This is a genomic window from Chryseobacterium sp. TQ-BC-N36, from assembly GCF_058382295.1.
On sequence record NZ_CM178175.1, the window covers coordinates 1,333,383 to 1,353,550 of the forward strand.

Consider the following 20,168-nt stretch of genomic DNA (forward strand, 5'->3'; position numbering starts at 1 on the left):
GGCAGCCTTGATTTTTTCAAAGAAGAAAAATTATTATTTATAATCCTTAGAACTTCTTCTGGGTTCTTTTACTTCCGGCCATTTTACCGTTTCTCCTTTATCATCCTGGGGCATAGCTCTCTTTTCTCTGTTGGTAAATTCAGGATCTTCAGAAGCCATATACGCTAATGCCGCCGTTAGAATCACATTGTTTTTTACCTCATCAAAAACAATTTTGTCATAGGTATCTTTTGTCGTGTGCCATGTATATCCGAAATATCCCCAGTTCAGGGAGCCTAAAGAAAATCCCGGTACTCCGGCTGCCACAAAAGAAGCATGGTCCGATCCACCGCCGCCAGGCATTCCTGGGAAGTCGGTTTTAATGTGGCCCTTTACTGCTTTAGGAACACCGTCAAGCCATCTTCCGATATAATCATAAGCTTTTACAAATCCCTGACCGCTGATGTTTACCACACGACCGGTTCCGTTATCCTGATTAAAAGCAGCCTGTACTCCTTTTATGATTTGAGGGTTATCTGCTACAAAGCCTCTTGAACCATTCAATCCCTGCTCTTCACTTCCCCAAAGGCCGATGACAATCGTTCTCTTATTATTTGGATAGTATTTTTTCAGGATTCTCATCGCTTCAAGCATTGTGATAGTTCCCGTCCCATTATCTGTAGCTCCCTGAGCGCCGTCCCATGAATCAAGGTGAGCGGAAAGAATAACATATTCATCAGGCTTTTCTTTTCCTTTGATCATACCGATCGTATTAAAGCTTTTAGCTTCAGGAAGTATTTTTGACTGGGCATCAATCTTTATTTTAGGCTTCCCTCCTTTTTCTGCCATTCGGTAAAGCATTCCATAATCTTCCAAATCAATATCAATCATTGGGATTTTACTTGTCTTTGCCCCGAATATTCTGTTAGCCCCCATAATACCCGTCCAGTTTGAGATGGCAATACCAGCCGCTCCTGCTTTTTCCAATGCATCCGGTAAAGTATTGTTATCATACCCAATATTTTTCACATATGCTGTAAAATCTTTCGCAGCCTGATCTCTTTCAGCTTTCAGTTTTTCATATAATTCCGGGGTAGCAAATTCTTTGATCTGCTCATCAGAACGTCCTATTTTCTGGTATTGTGCCATCAGCACTATTTTTCCTTTCACGGAAGGCAGCCATTGATCAAACTCTGCTTTAGAAGATACTTTTGGGAGAATAATAACTTCCGCCTCAACTGCTTTTTTAGTAGCCGGGCTCCAGGCCAGCTGTGTTGCTGAAAGAGATTTTACGCGTGGATACGTCATATCAACATGCGTAGTACCTCTCTGCCATCCTTTCCAGGTTCCAAACTGCTGAAGATTGGCATCCACTCCCCAGGAACGAAGCTTACCCACACTCCATTCATTGGCGGCAAGCATTTCCGGACTTCCTACAAGACGGGGCCCTATACCGTCTAACAATTCATACGCCAGATTTTCCAGCTGGGAATTATTATTGACTTCATCTACAAAACTTTTTACGATAGGGTCTAACCTTTCCTTTGGGTCAACCTTCACCTGAGCCCAGTAAAACTGAGCAGCCAGCAATACTGCAGGCACTGCAAAAAATCTATTTATCCTCATAATATATATTGATTGGTTTAAAGATAACAGAAATTGGGGAAATGATGAAGGATTAGTCCTAAAAAAGAGGTATTCACATGATATTATAAAACATTTTTGTTTAAAAACAATAACAGAAATTGACTAATATCAGTATTTACAGAAAAGATCATCCATAGAATATGATCTTCAGATAAGTTGTATAAAAAAACAATTCAAAAATATATTGTAATCAGACATAAAAAAACCGGCTTCAAAAGCCGGCTAAAGGTGAATTATTTCTTAGCTTCTTCTACAGAAACTTTTCTGAATTCCTTGAACAATTTGCTTAGTTCTAAAGCTGCTTTACGAGCTCTTGTACCAGCTGCCTTGTTTCCTTTTTCCGCTTGTTGGTTTGCCTCAGTTGTGAACGCTTCAAATTCTGCGTTGATTTTTTCAATTAGTTCTTTCATTTATTTAAAAATTTAGGCTGCAAATATAGGTTTTATGGTGATTCCAGCCTAATTGTGTTGAAAAAAAATAGTGGATTTAATTATTTTTTTTAGTCTTTCTTACATTCATTTTAATTTTTAAATTAAAATTGAATTACTGCCGCAAATTAGCCATAGAATTAAACCAAAAACAAAGAACACACTAAATCATTAATTATCAACAAGAAATGAATAAAAAAACAAAAATAGTCTTTTTTAAAAAAACTGTTTACTCAGTGATGTAATGGCATTGATCATCCTGCCGCTACTTTTTATTATTAATGGGTTAAAACAACAGTTCCTGTGCTTTTCTTCCTGCATCTTCCAATAAAGCCATACTTTCAGAAGTAATTCTTTCAGTAAAAATAATCCTGAAATGATAATGGTATTTATCAGTAAACGAAAAGGTATCTCCAGGGGTAAATAAAATCCGGTGCTGATCACAATACTGGTAAAACCTTTTCATATCAATATTTTCCGGAAGCTGCCCCCAAATACTGTAACCTCCCTGCGGCCTGTGAAAATAAGAACCTTCAGGAAAAGAATTTTTTAAAGTATCTAAGACCTGAGCAGCCTGTTGGTTGAGCTTTTTCCTGAATGACCGAAGATGTCTTTCGTAACTGCTTCCCTGCAGCAGTTTCAGTACCAGTTCCTGGTAGAAAGGAGAAACAGTTCGCCCTAAGACAAACCTTACTCTTTCAGATTGGGCATAGAAGTCACCGGCATACAGCCAGCCCAAGCGGATTCCAGGTGCCAGTGTTTTTGAAAATGACGAATAGATCATCACCCGACCGCTGGCATCAAAACTTTTTATACTGCGGGGCTTTTGTCCTCCAAAATAAAGGTCAGAATACATGTCATTTTCAATGACACATACCTGATAGGCTTCTGAAATGTTCAGGATTTCTTTTTTTGTGTCATCATTCATCAGTATTCCTGTAGGATTGTGAAAATTCGGAGTAGTGACTAAAGCGCGGATATTGTTTTCCTGACAGGCTTTCCGGAAATACTCAGTATCGAAACCGCTTTTATAATGGACAGGAATCTCAATGACTTTAAGCTCCAGGTGAGCAATCACTTCCAGTATAGAAAATACACATGGACTATCAACTGCCACCACATCACCTGATTTTGTTACTGATTTTAAAGCAATGGTAAGGGCCTGGAGTGCGCCGTCAGTGATTATTATTTTGTCAGGATTTAAGAAAGAGCCGTAAGCTCCCATCTGCCTGGCAATATGCTTCCTTAATTCTTCCGAACCGTTGGAAGGGTAATATCTGAGAAGTGATGCCCCTTTTTCACGAATAACCTCCTGCATCGTTCTTAGGATAAGCTTCTGCGGAATCAGCAGATCTCCGGGGGCTGCTGCATTGAAAGAGCTGGATTCGGAAGTCCTTTTGGAAGTCAGTATTATATTTTTCATGAATACCTCATCTCTCACTACAGCGGGAAGCTTTGTTCTTGGTTCCGGAATATTTTTCGCCTGAATTCCTGCAACGAAATATCCTGACCGCGGATTACTTCTGACAAGCCCTTTGATCATAAGGTATTCAAATCCGCTTTGTACAGAACTTGTACTCAGTTTGTATTTTTCTTTTATCTCACGAACAGATGGAAGCCTGTCATTTTCCTTCAAAATTCCATTGCGGATCTGTTCCTCTATTGTTTCTGTAAAAACTTCGTACTTATAAGGTTTCATCATATCGTCAACTGTACCGAACAAATTTACAAAAATACTATTCTGTACCGATGATATTTTAACGAACTGTATCCATTTTGAATAGATTAATCTTATAATTTTGAATAAAAAAATTACATGGATATTATTTCAAAATTTACAGTAGGTTCTGAAGAGGGTATTTCTGATCTTATAGCCATTATTGATTCTTCCATTTACAGCTTACATAAAGATTTTGTCAGTGAGGAAGATATCAGAAAATATATTCATAACGGAATAGATCCTAGAAAAATGATCAATGACCTGAATGATCTTTCTAACCAGCTGATCATGACCTATGCAGATCAGAAACCTGTTGGATACAGCATCATCAAAAGCGGCTCTCTGCATCCCGGAATTCCTGAGGGAAAAAGAGCAACAGAAATAAGCTTTGTGATTCTTTCTGAGTTTGATTTCCCGGAAACAAGGCAGTCACTTTGGAAAAAATGCAGATCAGCAGTAAGCTTCACCGATATCATATGGATCAATATGCCGGATCATGATCCCCTTGCAGCGTTTTTAAAAGACTCTGGATTTATTGCTGTAGCTGATTCAAAGGCAGGACCTTTTCAGCTTCCGTCTCATATTTTGGAACTGGAGATTAATAAAAGTTAATTCTTACCACAGGTTTACATAGATGTCTGCACCTGTTAATATAGCTATTGAGTTCTTTTAATGTTGGTGTTATTGAGTCAAACTATCATACTTATTTTTATTATTTCACACAAAATCATCATGATTGAGCAGCAGTTTGCTTATCTTTGATTTTTATAATTTTTCATTATGAGCGATCAGCTGGAAACTATAGAAGATTACTACAGACGTGTCCGAAAAAATCAGATCAAAATGTTTGATTCTGAGGATTTTGAAACCGGAAAATCCCATTTCAATATTTCCATGCGGAGATATTGCAGCTTCAAGAGTCCTTACAACCGGCGTGATTATTATAAAATCAGCTTTATCATTGGAAAAGGCACTATTCATTATGGGGCCCACCAGCTGTATATTGACCGTCCTGTTTTATTTTTTCCATCTCCAAGCATCCCTTATTCCTGGGAGTGTGAGAGCGATATACAGGAAGGCTATTTCTGTTTGTTTAATCAGGAATTTTTTAATGGGAATTCTGAATTCAGTCTGTTTAAAAAAACATCAATGTTTAAGGAATGGAGTAAGCCGGTTGTTTTTCTGACAGAGGAACAAACCCAACTCGCAACTCTTTATTTCGAGCAGATTTACAAAATGAATAATTCTGCTTATCCTTTCCGCTGCAGCAGCATCAAAAGCAACCTGGCTTCCGTGATGCATCTGGCTCTTGAAAACCGTGTAGAGGACATCAATCCTAATGAACTTCCTGCAAATGTGCGTCTGTACAAGCTATTTGATGAACTGCTCAACAAACAGTTTCCTCTGGACTCTCCCGCTTATCCACTGGCATTAAAGACACCTTCCGACTTTGCAGAACATCTGAATGTACATGTCAATCATTTAAATTCTTCAGTAAAATCCGTCACCAATCTTACAACCACCCAGATCATCAAGGAAAAGATGTTTGAAGAATCCAAAAATCTGCTGAAATATACCAACTGGGATATTGCACAGATAGGTTATACCCTAGGGTTCGATCAGCCTGCCCACTTTAATAACTTCTTTAAAAAGCACGCCCAGACTTCACCATTGAAATTTAAGAATTTATCTTAATATTTGATTTTTGTAATTTTTACTTTGTCTTTTAAAATTCATTTTTATATTTCCTGACTTATTTTTGCATTGTAAAAAATGTATGAATATGTTGAGAGAAGCATCTGAGCAACGAATCAGATTAATTACCATAATGGCTTTCGTGTCGATCCCGCTTTCGGGGTTTGTCACAGATATTTATCTGCCATCATTCCCCTCTATGGCCAAAGAAATGATGGTTTCTGAAAAAGATATCCAGATTACTTTAACGTCATATCTCCTGAGCTACGGAATTTCACAATTGTTTGTGGGAGGAATCCTGGACAGCATCGGCCGTTACCGCCCCAAACTAATCGCATTATTTCTGCTAATCCTGACGAGTATCTTAATTACCATGACGAACAGCATTTTACTGATCTGTTTGCTCCGTATTCTCCAGGGAGCAGCTGTTTCAGTCCTGGTAGTGGCTACCCGTGCTATTTTCGTGGATATTTATGACGCAGAAAAAGTGAAGCACTATCTGAGCTATTTTACCATTGTATGGTCATGCGGCCCCATCCTGGCACCTTTCCTCGGAGGATATCTTGAAAAAATGTTTAACTGGCATGCTAACTTTTATTTTCTGGCAGGATACGCCGGATTTCTTTTCCTTTTTGAATGGCTCTTCAGTGGAGAGAGTCTTCCTCAAAAAAAGAAACTGGATCTTTCAGAGAATATCAGTCTGTACAAAATGATGCTTAAAAACAGAATTTTCATGCTGGGCATCTTTATTCTGGGACTCAGCTATTCGATTGTTATGCTGTTTAATATTACCGGACCTTTTATCATTGAAAATACTTTCCATTTTACACCGGTAGTCATTGGATACTGTACCCTGATCTTAGGATTTTCCTGGATGATCGGAGGCTTTATCGGAAAGCGCAGACTGACCCTTGATTTTAAACCAAGAATTTTACAGCCGATTCTTCTTCAGCTGATCCTTATCGCAGGACTGATTATCACAAGCTATTTTGCAGAAAGTCTTTTCATCATGATACCTTTTGCCTTTTTCATTCATATCTGTTCCGGAATTTTATTTACCTCTTTCTTTACGACAAGTATGCTTTACTTTCCTAAAAATGCAGGTACGGCCGGCGGACTGATGGGAGGATTGGTCTATGTAATCACTTCTATAACAAGTTTTATCATTTCTGTAAGCGGAACCGTAAGTGAACAGAAAGATCTTTCCTGGCGTTATCTGATCATCGCATGTTTCCTTTTCGGAATTATTCTCATCATGAATCAGGCTGTAAAAAAAGAAAAAGCAGAGAACTAACCAGTCTCTGCTTTTTTATTAACGTTATCTTTTTCAGAATAAAAATAAAGTATCAAGGCAGTAAATCCGTGAAGTGGCCTCTCAATGTACTTTTTTTTCAGCTGTTATTTTTTATCCAATTAGTTTTAATTAAAACTAATTTTCCGTATATTTGTTAGGGTAAGTTATGATTAAAACCGATTCAGAAATACCCTGTTATCTCACGCTATTATAAAATATGCCTGCAAAACAGAATAACATATCAGAACTGGCTCTGGAACTTGGCCTTGCGATGAGTGAAATGAAAAGCCGTCTCCGGCAGAAGATTCATGCTGCCGTTAATGAGTATGATCCGGATCTGTCTTTTGAACTGATTGAAATTCTGGGATTGCTTTCACGTAATAATGGGATTAACCAGCAGGAAATAGGAAATAAAGTAAGCAAAGACAAATCAAGTATTACCTACCTCATCAACAGTCTTGTAAAAAGGGATCTGGTGGAAAGGGTTGCTTATAAAAATGACAGGAGGAATAAACAGATCTTTTTAACCCCGAAAGGTAAACAGATTGTAGAAACCGTTTATCCCTGGGCACTGGATCTTTATAAGAAGGCTGCTGACGGCATTGATGAAATAGAGATCAGCAAAGCACTGCTATTAGTAAAAAAAATGACAGCAAACCTGGAAGAATCAGGACCAAAACATAATACAATATGAGAACAATCCTTGTACCTGTTGATTTTACATCAACTACAGAAAATGCAGTAAGAGTTGCCGCAGACTGGGCAAAAACCTACGAATATCAAAACATTATCCTGCTGAAAACTGCCGGAGAGTCTGAATTTGATTATCTGCATATTGCAGAAGGGCATTCATTTGTAAATGAAGAAAGTGTCAATAGCTTACTACAGAGAACGGAATCTTTATTTGATCAGCTGAGCAGTATTGTAACCGATAAGTTTCCGGATATTAAGGTTTCCAGAATATTAAGTGACTGGGCGCTTACCAGGAGCATCAATGAACTTTTAAAAGACGAGCCGTCTGTAGAACTGATCGTTCTTGGAAGTGACGACAGGAATTCTTCTACAGAAAGTTTTGTTTCTGATAATATCATCAGCATTGCAAGAACAAGTCCTGTAAAGACCTTAATTGTTCCAAACAGCTATCATTATACTCCTGTTAAGAACATATTTATCCCTTGTGATATAAAAGGAATTAAAAGACTGGAAAGGCTTTTCCATCACAAATCTGTTATTCATAATCAGGATGTACATCTGTCATTTTTAAATATCAATACCAGAGAAACAGAGGATGAGAACAAAAAAAGAGAACTGGAAAACTATATCCGTGAACATTTAACGGAAATCCCAAGCAGCATTCATTACTCTCATGACGAAAATATCATTAATGGGATTCTGACCTTTGCAGCCTCTAATGAAGCTGATCTTATTATTGCTTTACCGGGCAGGCACAGCTTTCTATATTATCTTGCCAGCAGAAGTATTTCCGAAGGAATTTACCAGAACACCCATCAGCCAGTATTAATCCTAAAATAGCAGATCCTGAAAATTAATAGTAAATTTTGGAGCTTTCAATCTTAACCAGTTTCTGTTCCTGCATTTTTTTGACATATCTGATTACCGTTTCCACCCGAAGACCGGTGAGGGTTGCTATCTGCTGTCTGGTATAGGGGATCAGGAATGAATAAGCGTCCTCAAATCCAAAATATTTCTTAAGATGGTCAAAAAGCTTCACCAGCTTTACAATAGGATCTGAAATGGCCAGAAAACTGGAGATCATATACCTGAAATGCAGCCTGTCTGCTGTATATTTATTTATTTCAAGCATTAATTCAGGTTTTTCCAGTAATATTTCAAGAAATCTGGTTTTGGAAATCCTGATAATTTCACAATTGGTGACCGCAACGGCGTTGACCGCGTAATGATGGCTGGTAAATAAATAACTTTCCCCAAAGCAATGACCATCAAAAGGAAGGCCGTGAACAAATTCCTTTCCGTCTTCCAATAAAGTATTCAGCTTCACAGTACCATATCTGATCTGAAAATAATATTTTGCAGCGGTTCCTTCCTGAAAAATAGTCTCTCCTGCTTCATAACTTTCCAGACTTGCTCCACGGGAAAATAATAACTCTTCACATATGATCATCTTGCCATTATTAATTTGAGTAAAAATACTTAAAGTATAAGCAATGTTGCAACTTATCAAATACCACAGAAAAAGTAATATTTCAATACCAACACGGCCCTTCTTTTATTATGCTGTAATTTTCTTTTTATGTTTTGTTCCCCAATCAGCCAGCGCAGCAATGACATCCTTCAGAGACTCACTATATTCTGTGGGCATATATTCTACCAATACCGGCTTCTGATCTGTAATAACGGTTCTTTCCACCAGGTGATTGACTTCCAGTTTTTTTAATTCGCTGGATAGTACCCTGGCAGATATTCCCTTAATGGTCCTCTGCAATTCATTAAAACGTGTATGGCCTCCCAAAATCGCAATCATTACACGAATGGTCCATCTGCCCCCAAGGACATACAAAGCATCCTCTGTAGCAGACAGGTGATTACTGCATTGCGGCCGTGAATATGTTATTTTTTCTTCTTCCATTGTCTCGTATTTATTGGTTACTAACCTAAATGTTATTACTAACCTTTTGGTAACTACTATATTTTTATTAGTAAATATAAATAATTTTGAAACATCAATTTTTAAAAAAATAAAAAAATGAAACGAGTACTTCATATTATTTCAAGTCCAAGAAGCGAATCATCCATCAGCAAAAAACTGGGCAATGCAATTGTAGAAAAAATTACAGACAAATATCCTGACCGTATATTAAAAAAGCGTGACCTGGCCAATCCTCTTTTCCCTCATTTGGAAGAAGCCCATATCAATGCATTTTTTACCCTGGCTGAACACCGTACTTCAGAACAGATTGAAACTGTAAAATTATCCGACACAGTAGTGGATGAGCTGCATGAAGCGGATATTATTGTTATTGAGGCTCCTCTATACAATTTCAGCATCACCTCTACCCTGAAATCATGGCTTGACCATATTGCCAGAGCCGGAAAAACATTCAGCTACAGCGAAAACGGACCGGAAGGTCTGGTGAAAAACAAGAAAGTATATCTTGCTTTTTCAAGTGGCGGTATTTATTCTGAAGGGGAGAGGCAGGCATATGATTTCGTGATTCCTTATCTTCAAAAAACATTAGGATTTATGGGCATGACAGATATTTCTGTTGTCCGCGCAGAAGGGCTTTCTGTTCCCGTTATTCAGGAGACGGCCCTGCAAAAAGGAATCGAGAGTATTGTTGTAGAGTAAAATCTTAAAAATGCTGTTCTTATGAGCAGCATTTTTTACATTCAACCTTATCATTTTCGTAATTTATTACTTAAAAACAGTATTTTTCTCAACATATGTAAAGGTTTTTTCAGTTTTTATCTCTCAATTTTACATCATCAAAAAGAAAAAATTATGGAAACCCATCCACATCCAACACTGATCAATCCTTCAGAATTATTTGATCCTTCTCCTTATGGTTTTTCCCACAGCATTTCTGTAGAATCACCCTTCAGAATGTGTTTTATATCGGGGCAGAGCGGCGGCCAGGGAATTGCCCATGCATTAGCAGATGACTTCAGATCTCAGGTACAGCAGGCTTTGAAAAATGTAAAAACTGTTTTACAAAGTCATTCGATGACATTTGAGGATATTGTTAAAATCACTTTGCTCATCGTAGATCATAACGAGGAAAAACTCGAGATATGGACAGAGGAAGCTAATAAAGTATGGAAACAGTCATTCCTTCCTACCAGTACTCTTATCCCTGTAACTAAGCTGGCTTTACCCGGAATGTTGTTTGAGATTGATGCCATTGCCGTGAAAAGCTAATTGCTGGTAAGCCGTTCAATAATCAATGATGAAAAGCTTTTTACTCCGATTCTGATGCTTTCTTCATCCACCTGAAAATTGGGAGCATGATTCATAGCAATCACTCCTTTTTCAAAGTTAGATCCACCCAGGAAAAAATATACTCCTGGAATTTTTTGTTGAAAATAAGAAAAATCATCATTGAAAAAAGGAACTTGCCCATAATCTGCAGTCACAGTATTTTTTCCATAAATATTCTGAAGAATTTCTGTTGCAGACTGGGTAAGCTTATCGTCATTGATCACTGTTGGATTTCCCTGCACGAATGAAACAGAAAAGAGCTCATTTTTATATCCACTGTCTTCAATAACATTCTGAACTCCAGGAATTATTTTATCTAAATTCGAAGGGTTTGTTTCATACAGGTAGGTTTCAAGAAAAAACTCATTATTTTTAGAATAAGTATTGAATTTTCCGTCTGTAAAAAGATAATCTTTGAAAATGGTATCAGGATTTGTTAATCCGATTGTAGGATCAACGATGGATTGTATTTCCCAAGGTTTACCTTCAGCATGAAGACGGATCAGAAAATTACTGATCTTTTTAGTCAGTCTATTGGTTTCATCTTCAGATAATCTATTTTTTAACTGAACCCTTATTTTTTTCTGATAAGCAAACATTTCATGGGACTTCACCATGATCTGCCCCACAGGAGTGGCCGTTACATGCAGCCCATATATTTCATCAGGGTGTATGGCGGTAAGCAATCCATTATTCAGCATTTCTTTTGCTCCTTTGAAAGTTTCTTCTTCAGGTTGGAATATAAAATATACGGTTCCTCTCAGGGATTTTTTATTTTTTGCAAGAACCTCTGCAATTCCCAGTCCAACAGCCATATGGATATCATGACCACAACCGTGCTGAACTCCTTTTACTTTTGACCTGAAAGCTTCGGGGTCGGCATAATCACTCGGAAGAGCATCCATGTCAGACCTCCAAGCGATCTTTTTCCCCTTTTTTTCTCCTTTCAGAATTCCTATGACACCATAACCATATATATCCGTATTAACTTCCAGTCCAAGATCAAGTAGATATTTTTTAATTTTTTCCTGAGTCTGTTTTTCATTCCCTGCAAGTTCCGGATTTTCATGAAAACTTCTCCTGAGAGCAACCAACTTATCAAATATCCTGTCTGTGTCCTGCTGAACAGATCGATGTACCTGTTGTACTTTTATATTTTGGGAAGAAATGGCTTCTTTTTTACTGTTCAGTCCCTGTGCGGACAATAAAGTTGAAGCGAAGCATAATAAAGTGACTGTAAATCGTTTCATGTTCAATGGTTTTGAGTTTTATTTCGGGTTATGAGTGTATCAAAAGCTTACTCATAATGATAAGACAGTTGCAGATTCAGTTTCGTTACATCCTGATCATCAGTTTATTTTTTTAAAGATCACTGAAACTGTCCGGCTTTCAGATATCGGTACCACATTATTTAAAATAATTCTAAACAAAGTGAAAACAATATTCACTGAAACTATTATATACAAAGGGTTTATTGCAAAAAATTAAAATTGCACCAATATAAATTACGTAGAAATACTGAATCGTATCTGCCGGGATCTGATTAATTTCGGATAAATAAAACTGATAACTATGGATCGCTTGGCATACATTCAATCATTTCAGAAAAAAATGTGGTATCTGAAAGCCCTGCAGCGATAGGACAATTGGTGTGATCAACTTCTGTTGAAAGAAATTGAAGATCTCTAATCCAAATTTTAATGTAATGAATATTATTAACAAAATCCTCAACGTCGATGATTATTATTTCGATGTGTTTATGTCTATCTCGGAAGCGCTTGCAGGGTTTACTGTAAACGAATTACAGTCTACCGGCCTGGCAGAAACCTATTACACGTATGTTCTCAAAAGTCTTGATGCAGCTACTTTTGCAGAGTTTCTTACTATTTCTAAAAATATACTTGAAAAATCTTCCGGTGAAGAGGAACTGAAAAAGGCCATACAAGCCGAAATTATTGAAAATCCAGGGATGAATGCCATGGCCGGAAAGGTTATGACCATGTGGTACATGGGAACATGGGAAGGTGCCTATGTGAATGATCTTTCTTACAAAGAAGGTCTTGTGTGGAACCTGATGTATTCCCACCCGCCTGGAGCAAAACAACCTGGCTACAAATCATGGAATATCAAACCTGTAAACACCCACTCATGAATCAGACTTCAAACAAAAAAGATGTGATCATCGTAGGAACGGGGATCGCAGGATCATTAATTGCAAAACTGCTGTCCGATCATGTATTTGATGTAGCCAAAGGGAAAATGATCCATCGTGCAGATGCAGGAAAATCCGATCATATCAGGGAAGTATCAATCCTTATGTACGAAGCCGGTCTGGAAGCCGGTGTGGAGCTGGATTCCGTCTCTTCAATGACCACCTATAATGAGTATATACGTACTTTTTACAGGGAAGAAGCCAAAGTTCCCAACTCACCTTATCCGAATCTGAAGCAGGCACCTTCCCCGAATGTCCTTGATATGGAACATATTGTTCAGCCTTATCCTGATAAAAAAGGGTATCTTGTACAGTTTGGACCCATGCCATTTGCCAGCGATGCGATCAGAGTGGGAGGCGGAACTACCCTTCACTGGCTGGGAACCACACCAAGAATGCTTCCGAATGATTTCAGGCTTACTGAAAAGTATAACATTACAACTGAAAAACCTGATACGAAAGAAAAAATATCAATCAACTGGCCAATTGATTATGATGAGCTAAAGCCTTATTATGAAATGGCTGAATTCGAAATCGGGGTTTCGGGAGAAGTTTCCAGACAGGAATATCCTATTTCTGAAAGCAGGGAAAAATATTATGGAGATTATGTTTTCCCGATGGAAGAAATTCCCCAGAGCTATATGGATCACAAAATTATTGAAGGGCTCAAAGGAACGAGCGTAACGCTAAGCTCAGGAGATATTCCTCTGCTGCTGGTACCATCTCCACAGGGAAGAAACTCCGTTCCGAATCCAAAATACGGAAAAACAAAGATCATTAAAGCTGAATCAAAAGAATCCGGATATAAACTGGTTTTGGACAGTTCTGAAAAAGAAGAATATAAAGCACTTGGTTCAGTCTGGAATCCTTACATGGGAGAACGATGTGAGGGAAATGCTTCCTGCGTTCCGATATGCCCTGTACAGGCGAAATACAACGCTTTAAAAACACTGAAAAAAGCTTTATATAAATTGAATGATAACGAAAACCTCATCCGGAATCCTAACATGCAGGTTCAGGCTCAGAGCGTTGTGTACAGATTAAGTGTTGATCAGAATGATAAAGATAAAATTTCCAGAGTTCATCTGAGAAGATACACTTCAAAAGAAAAAACAGACTTTGTTGAAGAATCAATTGATACGTCGGATGCCATTGTCATTCTTGCTGCTAATGCTTTTGAAAATCCAAAGATTCTACTGAATTCCCAATATACCACCAGCAATGGTGTAAAAACGGTTGCCAACAGCAGTGATCAGGTAGGGAGAAACCTGATGGACCATATGGTAATGCTTACCTGGGGGCTTTTCCCTGAACCGGTTTATCCATACAGAGGTCCGGGGTCTACTACAAACATTTCGTCCTTCCGCGACGGAAGTTTCAGAAGTGAGTTTTCAGCATGGATTTCCCCGCTTGACAATTGGGGTTGGGGCTGGCCTGCATTTTCTCCGGGATCTGATGTTGCAGAATTCATCGGCAAAGGTCTTTTCGGAGCAGAATTAAGAAAAGCACTTACCAACAGGCTTTCGAAACAGGTTTTATTCCATTTTGAAATTGAACAGCTGCCTAATCCCAATAACAGGGTGACCATTAATGACCAATATCTGGATGCCTTGGGTATTCCTCGGCCGGTCATTCATTATGAGCTGACGGAATATGAAATGAAAGCTATGGAACAGGCTAAAAAAGCTTCAGACCAGATGTTTGAAAGATTACATATCGAAGATTTTACAAAATACACCGAAGCAGACAAAAACTCTGTGATCTACAACCATAAGAGATATTCTTATAACGGAGCAGGTCATATTGTAGGAACCCACAGAATGGGGTCCAAAGCAGAAGAATCTGTAACCAACAGCTATTGTAAAGCCTGGGATCATCCTAATTTATACATCGTAGGAGCAGGAAATATGACTACACTGGGCACTTCAAACCCTACTTTAACATTATCAGCATTTACAATCCGTTCTGTGGAGTCTATTCTTGCTGATCTTGAAATTCAATTAAAAAAATAATCACATGAGACAAAGACTTATCCATAAAACAGAACAACCGCAGGAAACATTATCAAAATCTGCAAAAAGAGCCGCAATAGCAGGCAGAAGTGCGGTAGCCATTGCAGACAGTGTTTCGTTACCTTCTTTGTTATTTGATCCATCACTGAGCAAAGAGGACTGGACAGAAGGAGTGAAGCATCACAGTACAGTCCTGACAGGCTTTTTGCTGAATGATCAGATCAAAGAGTTCAATGCTTATCTCGAATCACAGTTGGGTTCAGGAATTCCAGAAATTAAAAAAGGGTTGACAGAAATTGATTATAAACCGGTTTTAAAAGATCTTTTACAGACCGCTATTCTTATTGAACATTCTACCATTCCACCCTATCTTACTGCTTTATATTCAATCAAGGACGGAACCAATGCCCTGGCTTCACAAATTATACGAAGCGTTGCTGTGGAGGAAATGCTTCACCTGATCATGGTTTGCAATGTCCTGAATGCAATTGATATCAGGCCTTCTGTCAACCAACAGGAGAACTATCCTACATACCCGATGAAACTGCCGATGAATGTTGATTTCTATGTGGGTCTGGAAACATTCTCTACCAACAGTATTGCAACATTTATTGCAATTGAAAGTCCAAGCAAGCCTTTGGTAAAGGCACCGAAATATGATCATGAAACAGATTCTTCAGCATTATATTCCCAAAGAGCAGCTGTGCAGGAAAATAACTTCTGGACTCTTGAAAATATGAAAGGTTTCATCATGGAAAACGTACATACTATTGGTGAATACTATGATGTCTTATTTTTTTATATCGTTATTTTTCAAATCATTGCTTACTACAAAAAACATGGAACACTTCCGAAGAACTTTGAAGAATTAAATACCGGAGGAATTTTCACAGGAGATTCTGCAAAACAGATCCGTCCCGAGCAATACTATGGAAGCGGCGGTAAACTGCATTCTGTAGAAGCTTTAACAGGAGTAATCGCTGTTTTCCAGGAAATCAAGGGACAGGGCGAAGGTGCTGACGATTCTATTTTTGATATTGATCCCTCACAGTTTGAAGAAGGTGTGGAGCTGGCACACTATTTCAGGTTCAAAGAAGTATTTCATGAGCATTTCTATCTGGGAGGAAACTATGAACCTTTTATGGATGAAAACGGAATGATGCCCGTTACAACGCCACCTACCGGAAAAGAATTGCCTGTAGACTGGAGCCAGGCATATCCTATGAAGCCGAATCCCAAACTGGAAGATTATATCAAAAATAAGGAATTACACGCACAGGCTACTGAGTTTAATAAAACCTACAAACGTTTGTTAGATGCTATTCAAAGTGCAGTGGAAGGAAACCAGAGAGAGCTCGAAAAATCGATCATGTATATGTATGCTCTGAAAGAACAGGCCGTAGGATTAATGAAACAGCCTTATGATGCTCAGTATAATGCAGGCCCTACATTTGAATTTATCAATTTATAACCATAAAAATCAGATATCATGCTTAAAAGAAAAAAAGAGAGTCCCGAATTGGGAGGAGAACAGCTGTTCCGTAAAATGCCAGGCCAAAATGAAGTCAATCTGGCTCAATTAATGGATGGATATTCAAAACTTCTTATTGATGATCCGGTAAGACCCTTCAGAGAAGAGAACCTGCAGGCTATTGAGAATAATGTAGACTACGGAGTTCTTGCTGCTTTAGATGGAACATGGGTAAGCTATAATGTGAATTATAATAAGAATATTACCCAACCTTCATTAGCAAGTGGCATACATACTACGATTATGCCTTCCCCCGGAACTAATCCAGGGACAATACCAGGAAAATTCGCTTTTGACAGTGAAGAATATATCGAAAAATTAACATTTTCAATTGTTCCCGGTGGAGTACGTAACCGTGGTGGAGCCAGTGAGCTTTTCTGTGGAGCCGTTAAATATGAACAAAGTATCAAAAGTGTGAATACTGTAAAGGGTCAGGAAACTTTAAAATACACTCCTATTCATGAAGAAAACGGAATGTATCTATGGCTGAGTGATGTGTATAATCATGCAGCCACGAAGGAATCTATTGAAAGAGACCGAGGTATTCATGCTGTTTCAACCGAAGATGCTGAAAAGTATGGATATACCGGTGAATACAGAGACGAACCTCTTGTAAGAATAACACCGGATGGCGAGGAAAATCCTAAATATATTCTTTTAAGTCAGTTGCAGCCAGGACAGGAATATTATGAAATTATCCCCGCACAGGAAATAAAGCCGGGAGCTGGAGTTGACGGGCCTTATTTTATTCCGGACTATTCTATTTCCCGAAGCGGTGTTATTCCTCATGGGAGTACCATTACTCTACTTGGTGATATTGTTCCTCAGAATATTGCTGATAAAACCTATTATTTAATTAATGGTTCCCCTAAATTTCCTTATGGTAAAGAGGCATGGGATACTAATCATCTTTCGATTTCCCGTACGATGGGAAATGCAGGAGTAACACCTGACAATATTATTGATCTTGACCAACCTGCACCGGCCTGGGTTCATGAGACTTTAGATGATAAAAATGATCAGGGCTCAAACAAAATCTATACCCAGAGAATACTGGCCGATGATTTATATCCTTACTCTGTACGTCCTGATCTGAGGCTCAGGGATACATTGAGAGGCCAGGAGGTCAGCAATTATGTTCATGTAAGAATGTCTTCCAAGATGAAAACCGGGGCACAGGGCGGAATTTTGAATGTTCCTTTTGTCAACCGTTTTGTTCCGACTGTAGAAGTGGACATGAATATGTGGATTGAAACGGTAATTGAGAATGGAAAAGAGATTCTTCAGCTGCAATATGAGCAGATTGTATTCTTTGAGTTTGATTTCGGAAATGACGGAGGTACTACAAGCTGGCCGCATATCCAGGTCAATACCCTTCGTAAATTAGAAGATATCCCTGAGGATCAGAGAAAAGTGATTGAAGAGCAATTTTTTAATTCTGCAGAAAATACTGGTACGGCTTCAGCATGCCCATACCATAAAGGATAATATTTCCTTTCGATTAAACACAAAAAGAGGCATTCATTTGCCTCTTTTTTATACCTTCAACCCTGATCTTTAAATTACAGGTTTTCGTACGTCTGATCTACAATAAAGGATATTGCTTTTTTGATCTTCTCCCGTCCTTCAGGAGTGTTGGTGTCTATACCGCAGAAAAGACTTCCGTTCAGGGAGGCAAACATATTCAGGTAATAGAGCCCTGAAACCATAATGGCCATAATAGAGCGGTACGTATCCATTTTATCTTTGAAACGGGATTCCATCAGTCTCTTAAAAATATATTCCCCATTTTCCTCCTGGGTATCGATCAGTTTTTTTAATGATTTACGAGGTTCAGAAATGGTCCATAACAACAGTTTCTGGGCTTCCTTATTGGTATAGACATAATCAAATTGTGACAGAAGCATTTGTTCAATAAACTCTCTTCCTCCATCTTCAAAATTAGGGTTTGCCTTTTCAACCTCTTCACTTGTTACCTTCACCCAGTAATCCTGTGTACGAACATATTCGTCCATCAAACCGTCCATTCCGCCAAAATAGGTATAGATCATTTTTTTATCCACTCCGGCAACAGCAGCAATATCATTAATCTTCAATCCTGCATGCCCTTTTGTTTTCAGAATTTTTCCAACGGCATCCAAAAACTTCTTTTTACTGCGTTCCTTATTCCTAATACTACCTGATGCTGACTTTCTTTCCATGACTAAACATTCAATATACAAGTTTATGAATTTTTTTTATCATTTTAGACACTACTTAGTGTTTAAAATGATCTGTTTGTATATATTTGCACTAATTAAGACGCTTTGATACATAAAGCCCGGTCCGAAGCTGAAAAATTAAAGTGAGCAGATTGTTTTGCTACTTTCCTCATTTTAAAACATTTCGGCTGTCTATAGCTTGTGTAAAAAAATACAACCGACAGGATTATTTAACATAATGATACTGTTTTGATTAAAAAAAATGTTCCAAAAATTAAATAAAATACTTTTCAATAGATATTTTATATAAAAGGATAAAATTTTTACAATAAAAAATAATATACTGATATACAGAAACTTAAACAAAAACAAAGAAATTTTTATTATTTTACACACTTTGTAGTGTCTTATTTTATATATTTGTACAAACTAAAACCATCTATATATTTTAAAACACTTTTAGGTTGAAAATAAGACAATTCAGATTGTATTATTTTAGTTCCCTCACTTTAAGACAATTTCGAACACGAAACAACTAAGGTAGAAACACAACTTACAGACAGGCCATTAGATTCTAATGGTCTGTTTTTAATATCAGGAGTCTGCATAACCTATAGCTTTTCATAAGTCTGACGTAATAGAAAAGAGATTGCTTTTTTGATTTTATCCCGTCCCTGGGGCGTATTGACATCTATTCCACAAAAAATACTTCCGTTCATGGCTGCATACAGATTCAGATAATAAAGACCAGACACCATAATGGCCATGATAGAGCGGTAAGTATCTATTCTATCTTTGAAACGCGAATCCATCAGTCGGTTAAAAATATATTCTCCGTTTTCCTCCTGGGTATCGGTCAATTTTTTTAATGATCTCCTAGATTCTGACAAACGCCATAGAAGTAATTTTTGTGCTTCCCTGTTGGTATAGACATAGTCAAATTGTAAAAGCAGTATATTTTCTATAAAAGATCTTTCCTCATCCTCTGATTGAGTTTGTATTTTTTTAACATCATCAATGTTTACTTTACTCCAGTAATCCTGTGACTGGATATATTCATCAATCAAACCATCAAATCCTCCAAAATAAGAATAGATCATTTTCTTGTCCACTCCAGCCGTGGCAGCAATACTACTCACTTTCAATGCAGTATAACCTTTTGTCCTCAATATTTTTCCAACTGCATCCAAAAATTTTTTTCTACTGCGTTCTGTGTTGCGGATACTTCCTGCTGCAGGCTTTCTTTCCATGGTAAACTTTCAATCGTACAAGTTTATGAATTTTTTTTCATTTTAGACACTTTTTAGTGTCTAAATTTATATATTTGCATAAACTAATAACCATTTTATATCAACAGACAATCAAAGCTGTGAGAGTTAGAGAGATCAGATTGCACCGTTAGTTCCCTCAGCCTGATTGCTTTATATGCAATGACTGAGGTAAATCATTACCCAAACAGCATCATTATATAATGTTGCTGTTTTTTGTTGA

At 37.8% G+C, this 20,168-nt stretch carries 19 protein-coding genes; 11 read left to right on the plus strand and 8 right to left on the minus strand.

The annotated features are described in order from the left end of the window. Window positions 1-33: 33 nt before the first annotated feature. From AC3FI7_RS05950 to AC3FI7_RS05960, 3 genes are all read right to left on the minus strand, one after another. A complete protein-coding gene (locus AC3FI7_RS05950; RefSeq protein ID WP_491461636.1) occupies window positions 34-1,605 on the minus strand; it encodes a M20/M25/M40 family metallo-hydrolase in 1,572 nt (523 codons plus the stop codon). A 254-nt stretch (window positions 1,606-1,859) separates the two neighbouring features. After that, window positions 1,860-2,036 (minus strand): histone H1, encoded by a 177-nt coding sequence (locus tag AC3FI7_RS05955; protein ID WP_002978882.1) that lies wholly within the window; start codon window positions 2,034-2,036, stop codon window positions 1,860-1,862. Between the two features lie 304 nt (window positions 2,037-2,340). After that, complete coding sequence (locus AC3FI7_RS05960) at window positions 2,341-3,756, minus strand: aminotransferase-like domain-containing protein (protein WP_343658658.1); 1,416 nt, start codon at window positions 3,754-3,756, stop codon at window positions 2,341-2,343. Between the two features lie 114 nt (window positions 3,757-3,870). On the opposite strand from AC3FI7_RS05960, the gene AC3FI7_RS05965 reads away from it, so the two are divergent. From AC3FI7_RS05965 to AC3FI7_RS05985, 5 genes are all read left to right on the plus strand, one after another. Continuing rightward, window positions 3,871-4,386 (plus strand): hypothetical protein, encoded by a 516-nt coding sequence (locus AC3FI7_RS05965; protein ID WP_142722762.1) that lies wholly within the window; start codon window positions 3,871-3,873, stop codon window positions 4,384-4,386. A 168-nt stretch (window positions 4,387-4,554) separates the two neighbouring features. Further along, the gene (locus AC3FI7_RS05970) at window positions 4,555-5,469 is read left to right on the plus strand and encodes a helix-turn-helix domain-containing protein (RefSeq protein ID WP_491461637.1); all 915 of its coding nucleotides are present in this window, start codon (window positions 4,555-4,557) and stop codon (window positions 5,467-5,469) included. Between the two features lie 88 nt (window positions 5,470-5,557). Further along, window positions 5,558-6,763 (plus strand): MFS transporter, encoded by a 1,206-nt coding sequence (locus tag AC3FI7_RS05975; protein WP_491461638.1) that lies wholly within the window; start codon window positions 5,558-5,560, stop codon window positions 6,761-6,763. A 217-nt stretch (window positions 6,764-6,980) separates the two neighbouring features. Further along, window positions 6,981-7,457: a MarR family winged helix-turn-helix transcriptional regulator gene (locus AC3FI7_RS05980; protein WP_291896629.1), complete on the plus strand. Its 477-nt coding sequence runs from the start codon at window positions 6,981-6,983 to the stop codon at window positions 7,455-7,457. Beyond that, window positions 7,454-8,296, plus strand: coding sequence for a universal stress protein (locus AC3FI7_RS05985; protein WP_142722758.1), 843 nt, complete (start codon window positions 7,454-7,456; stop codon window positions 8,294-8,296). The genes AC3FI7_RS05980 and AC3FI7_RS05985 overlap by 4 nt, the downstream gene beginning before the upstream one ends. A 13-nt stretch (window positions 8,297-8,309) precedes the next feature. On the opposite strand, the gene AC3FI7_RS05990 is transcribed toward AC3FI7_RS05985, so the two are convergent. Both AC3FI7_RS05990 and AC3FI7_RS05995 read right to left on the minus strand, forming a co-directional pair. Then, window positions 8,310-8,906, minus strand: coding sequence for a Crp/Fnr family transcriptional regulator (locus AC3FI7_RS05990; RefSeq protein ID WP_142722757.1), 597 nt, complete (start codon window positions 8,904-8,906; stop codon window positions 8,310-8,312). 108 nt (window positions 8,907-9,014) lie between these two features. After that, on the minus strand, window positions 9,015-9,371 hold the full coding sequence (locus tag AC3FI7_RS05995) for a winged helix-turn-helix transcriptional regulator (protein ID WP_142722756.1): 357 nt from the start codon (window positions 9,369-9,371) through the stop codon (window positions 9,015-9,017). Between the two features lie 117 nt (window positions 9,372-9,488). Here AC3FI7_RS05995 and AC3FI7_RS06000 point away from each other — a divergent pair, with 117 nt between their 5' ends. Continuing rightward, entirely contained in the window at window positions 9,489-10,091 is a 603-nt protein-coding gene (locus tag AC3FI7_RS06000; protein ID WP_491461639.1) for an FMN-dependent NADH-azoreductase, read from the plus strand. A gap of 153 nt (window positions 10,092-10,244) precedes the next feature. Next, a complete protein-coding gene (locus tag AC3FI7_RS06005; RefSeq protein WP_491461640.1) occupies window positions 10,245-10,661 on the plus strand; it encodes a RidA family protein in 417 nt (138 codons plus the stop codon). On the opposite strand, the gene AC3FI7_RS06010 is transcribed toward AC3FI7_RS06005, so the two are convergent. Continuing rightward, on the minus strand, window positions 10,658-11,971 hold the full coding sequence (locus tag AC3FI7_RS06010; protein ID WP_491461641.1) for a M20 metallopeptidase family protein: 1,314 nt from the start codon (window positions 11,969-11,971) through the stop codon (window positions 10,658-10,660). The two genes, AC3FI7_RS06005 and AC3FI7_RS06010, sit on opposite strands and share 4 nt — an antisense overlap. Window positions 11,972-12,426: 455 nt before the next feature. On the opposite strand from AC3FI7_RS06010, the gene AC3FI7_RS06015 reads away from it, so the two are divergent. The 4 genes from AC3FI7_RS06015 to AC3FI7_RS06030 are packed head-to-tail and all read left to right on the plus strand — an operon-like array spanning window position 12,427 to window position 17,964. Beyond that, a complete protein-coding gene (locus AC3FI7_RS06015) occupies window positions 12,427-12,873 on the plus strand; it encodes a hypothetical protein (protein ID WP_491461642.1) in 447 nt (148 codons plus the stop codon). Then, window positions 12,870-14,945, plus strand: coding sequence for a GMC oxidoreductase (locus tag AC3FI7_RS06020; protein ID WP_491461643.1), 2,076 nt, complete (start codon window positions 12,870-12,872; stop codon window positions 14,943-14,945). Before AC3FI7_RS06015 ends, AC3FI7_RS06020 begins: the two co-directional genes overlap by 4 nt. Before the next feature lie 4 nt (window positions 14,946-14,949). Next, window positions 14,950-16,416, plus strand: coding sequence for a ferritin-like domain-containing protein (locus AC3FI7_RS06025; RefSeq protein WP_491461644.1), 1,467 nt, complete (start codon window positions 14,950-14,952; stop codon window positions 16,414-16,416). Between the two features lie 18 nt (window positions 16,417-16,434). After that, window positions 16,435-17,964 carry a peroxidase, FMP-type gene (locus AC3FI7_RS06030; RefSeq protein ID WP_343658667.1) on the plus strand — a complete coding sequence of 510 codons (1,530 nt, stop codon included), beginning with the start codon at window positions 16,435-16,437 and terminating at the stop codon, window positions 17,962-17,964. 74 nt (window positions 17,965-18,038) lie between these two features. On the opposite strand, the gene AC3FI7_RS06035 is transcribed toward AC3FI7_RS06030, so the two are convergent. Next, complete coding sequence (locus AC3FI7_RS06035) at window positions 18,039-18,677, minus strand: TetR/AcrR family transcriptional regulator (protein WP_142722748.1); 639 nt, start codon at window positions 18,675-18,677, stop codon at window positions 18,039-18,041. Window positions 18,678-19,288: 611 nt separating this feature from the next. Further along, window positions 19,289-19,927, minus strand: a complete 639-nt coding sequence (locus AC3FI7_RS06040; RefSeq protein ID WP_491461645.1) for a TetR/AcrR family transcriptional regulator — start codon at window positions 19,925-19,927, stop codon at window positions 19,289-19,291. Window positions 19,928-20,168: the final 241 nt, after the last annotated feature.

Excerpts from the sequence above, each read along its gene's own strand:
- AC3FI7_RS05950 (WP_491461636.1), bottom strand. The coding sequence starts at position 1,605 with ATGAGGATAAATAGATTTTTTGCAGTGCCTGCAGTATTGCTGGCTGCT.
- AC3FI7_RS05955 (WP_002978882.1), bottom strand. The coding sequence starts at position 2,036 with ATGAAAGAACTAATTGAAAAAATCAACGCAGAATTTGAAGCGTTCACA.
- AC3FI7_RS05960 (WP_343658658.1), bottom strand. The coding sequence starts at position 3,756 with ATGATGAAACCTTATAAGTACGAAGTTTTTACAGAAACAATAGAGGAA.
- AC3FI7_RS05965 (WP_142722762.1), top strand. The coding sequence starts at position 3,871 with ATGGATATTATTTCAAAATTTACAGTAGGTTCTGAAGAGGGTATTTCT.
- AC3FI7_RS05970 (WP_491461637.1), top strand. The coding sequence starts at position 4,555 with ATGAGCGATCAGCTGGAAACTATAGAAGATTACTACAGACGTGTCCGA.
- AC3FI7_RS05975 (WP_491461638.1), top strand. The coding sequence starts at position 5,558 with ATGTTGAGAGAAGCATCTGAGCAACGAATCAGATTAATTACCATAATG.
- AC3FI7_RS05980 (WP_291896629.1), top strand. The coding sequence starts at position 6,981 with ATGCCTGCAAAACAGAATAACATATCAGAACTGGCTCTGGAACTTGGC.
- AC3FI7_RS05985 (WP_142722758.1), top strand. The coding sequence starts at position 7,454 with ATGAGAACAATCCTTGTACCTGTTGATTTTACATCAACTACAGAAAAT.
- AC3FI7_RS05990 (WP_142722757.1), bottom strand. The coding sequence starts at position 8,906 with ATGATCATATGTGAAGAGTTATTATTTTCCCGTGGAGCAAGTCTGGAA.
- AC3FI7_RS05995 (WP_142722756.1), bottom strand. The coding sequence starts at position 9,371 with ATGGAAGAAGAAAAAATAACATATTCACGGCCGCAATGCAGTAATCAC.
- AC3FI7_RS06000 (WP_491461639.1), top strand. The coding sequence starts at position 9,489 with ATGAAACGAGTACTTCATATTATTTCAAGTCCAAGAAGCGAATCATCC.
- AC3FI7_RS06005 (WP_491461640.1), top strand. The coding sequence starts at position 10,245 with ATGGAAACCCATCCACATCCAACACTGATCAATCCTTCAGAATTATTT.
- AC3FI7_RS06010 (WP_491461641.1), bottom strand. The coding sequence starts at position 11,971 with ATGAAACGATTTACAGTCACTTTATTATGCTTCGCTTCAACTTTATTG.
- AC3FI7_RS06015 (WP_491461642.1), top strand. The coding sequence starts at position 12,427 with ATGAATATTATTAACAAAATCCTCAACGTCGATGATTATTATTTCGAT.
- AC3FI7_RS06020 (WP_491461643.1), top strand. The coding sequence starts at position 12,870 with ATGAATCAGACTTCAAACAAAAAAGATGTGATCATCGTAGGAACGGGG.
- AC3FI7_RS06025 (WP_491461644.1), top strand. The coding sequence starts at position 14,950 with ATGAGACAAAGACTTATCCATAAAACAGAACAACCGCAGGAAACATTA.
- AC3FI7_RS06030 (WP_343658667.1), top strand. The coding sequence starts at position 16,435 with ATGCTTAAAAGAAAAAAAGAGAGTCCCGAATTGGGAGGAGAACAGCTG.
- AC3FI7_RS06035 (WP_142722748.1), bottom strand. The coding sequence starts at position 18,677 with ATGGAAAGAAAGTCAGCATCAGGTAGTATTAGGAATAAGGAACGCAGT.
- AC3FI7_RS06040 (WP_491461645.1), bottom strand. The coding sequence starts at position 19,927 with ATGGAAAGAAAGCCTGCAGCAGGAAGTATCCGCAACACAGAACGCAGT.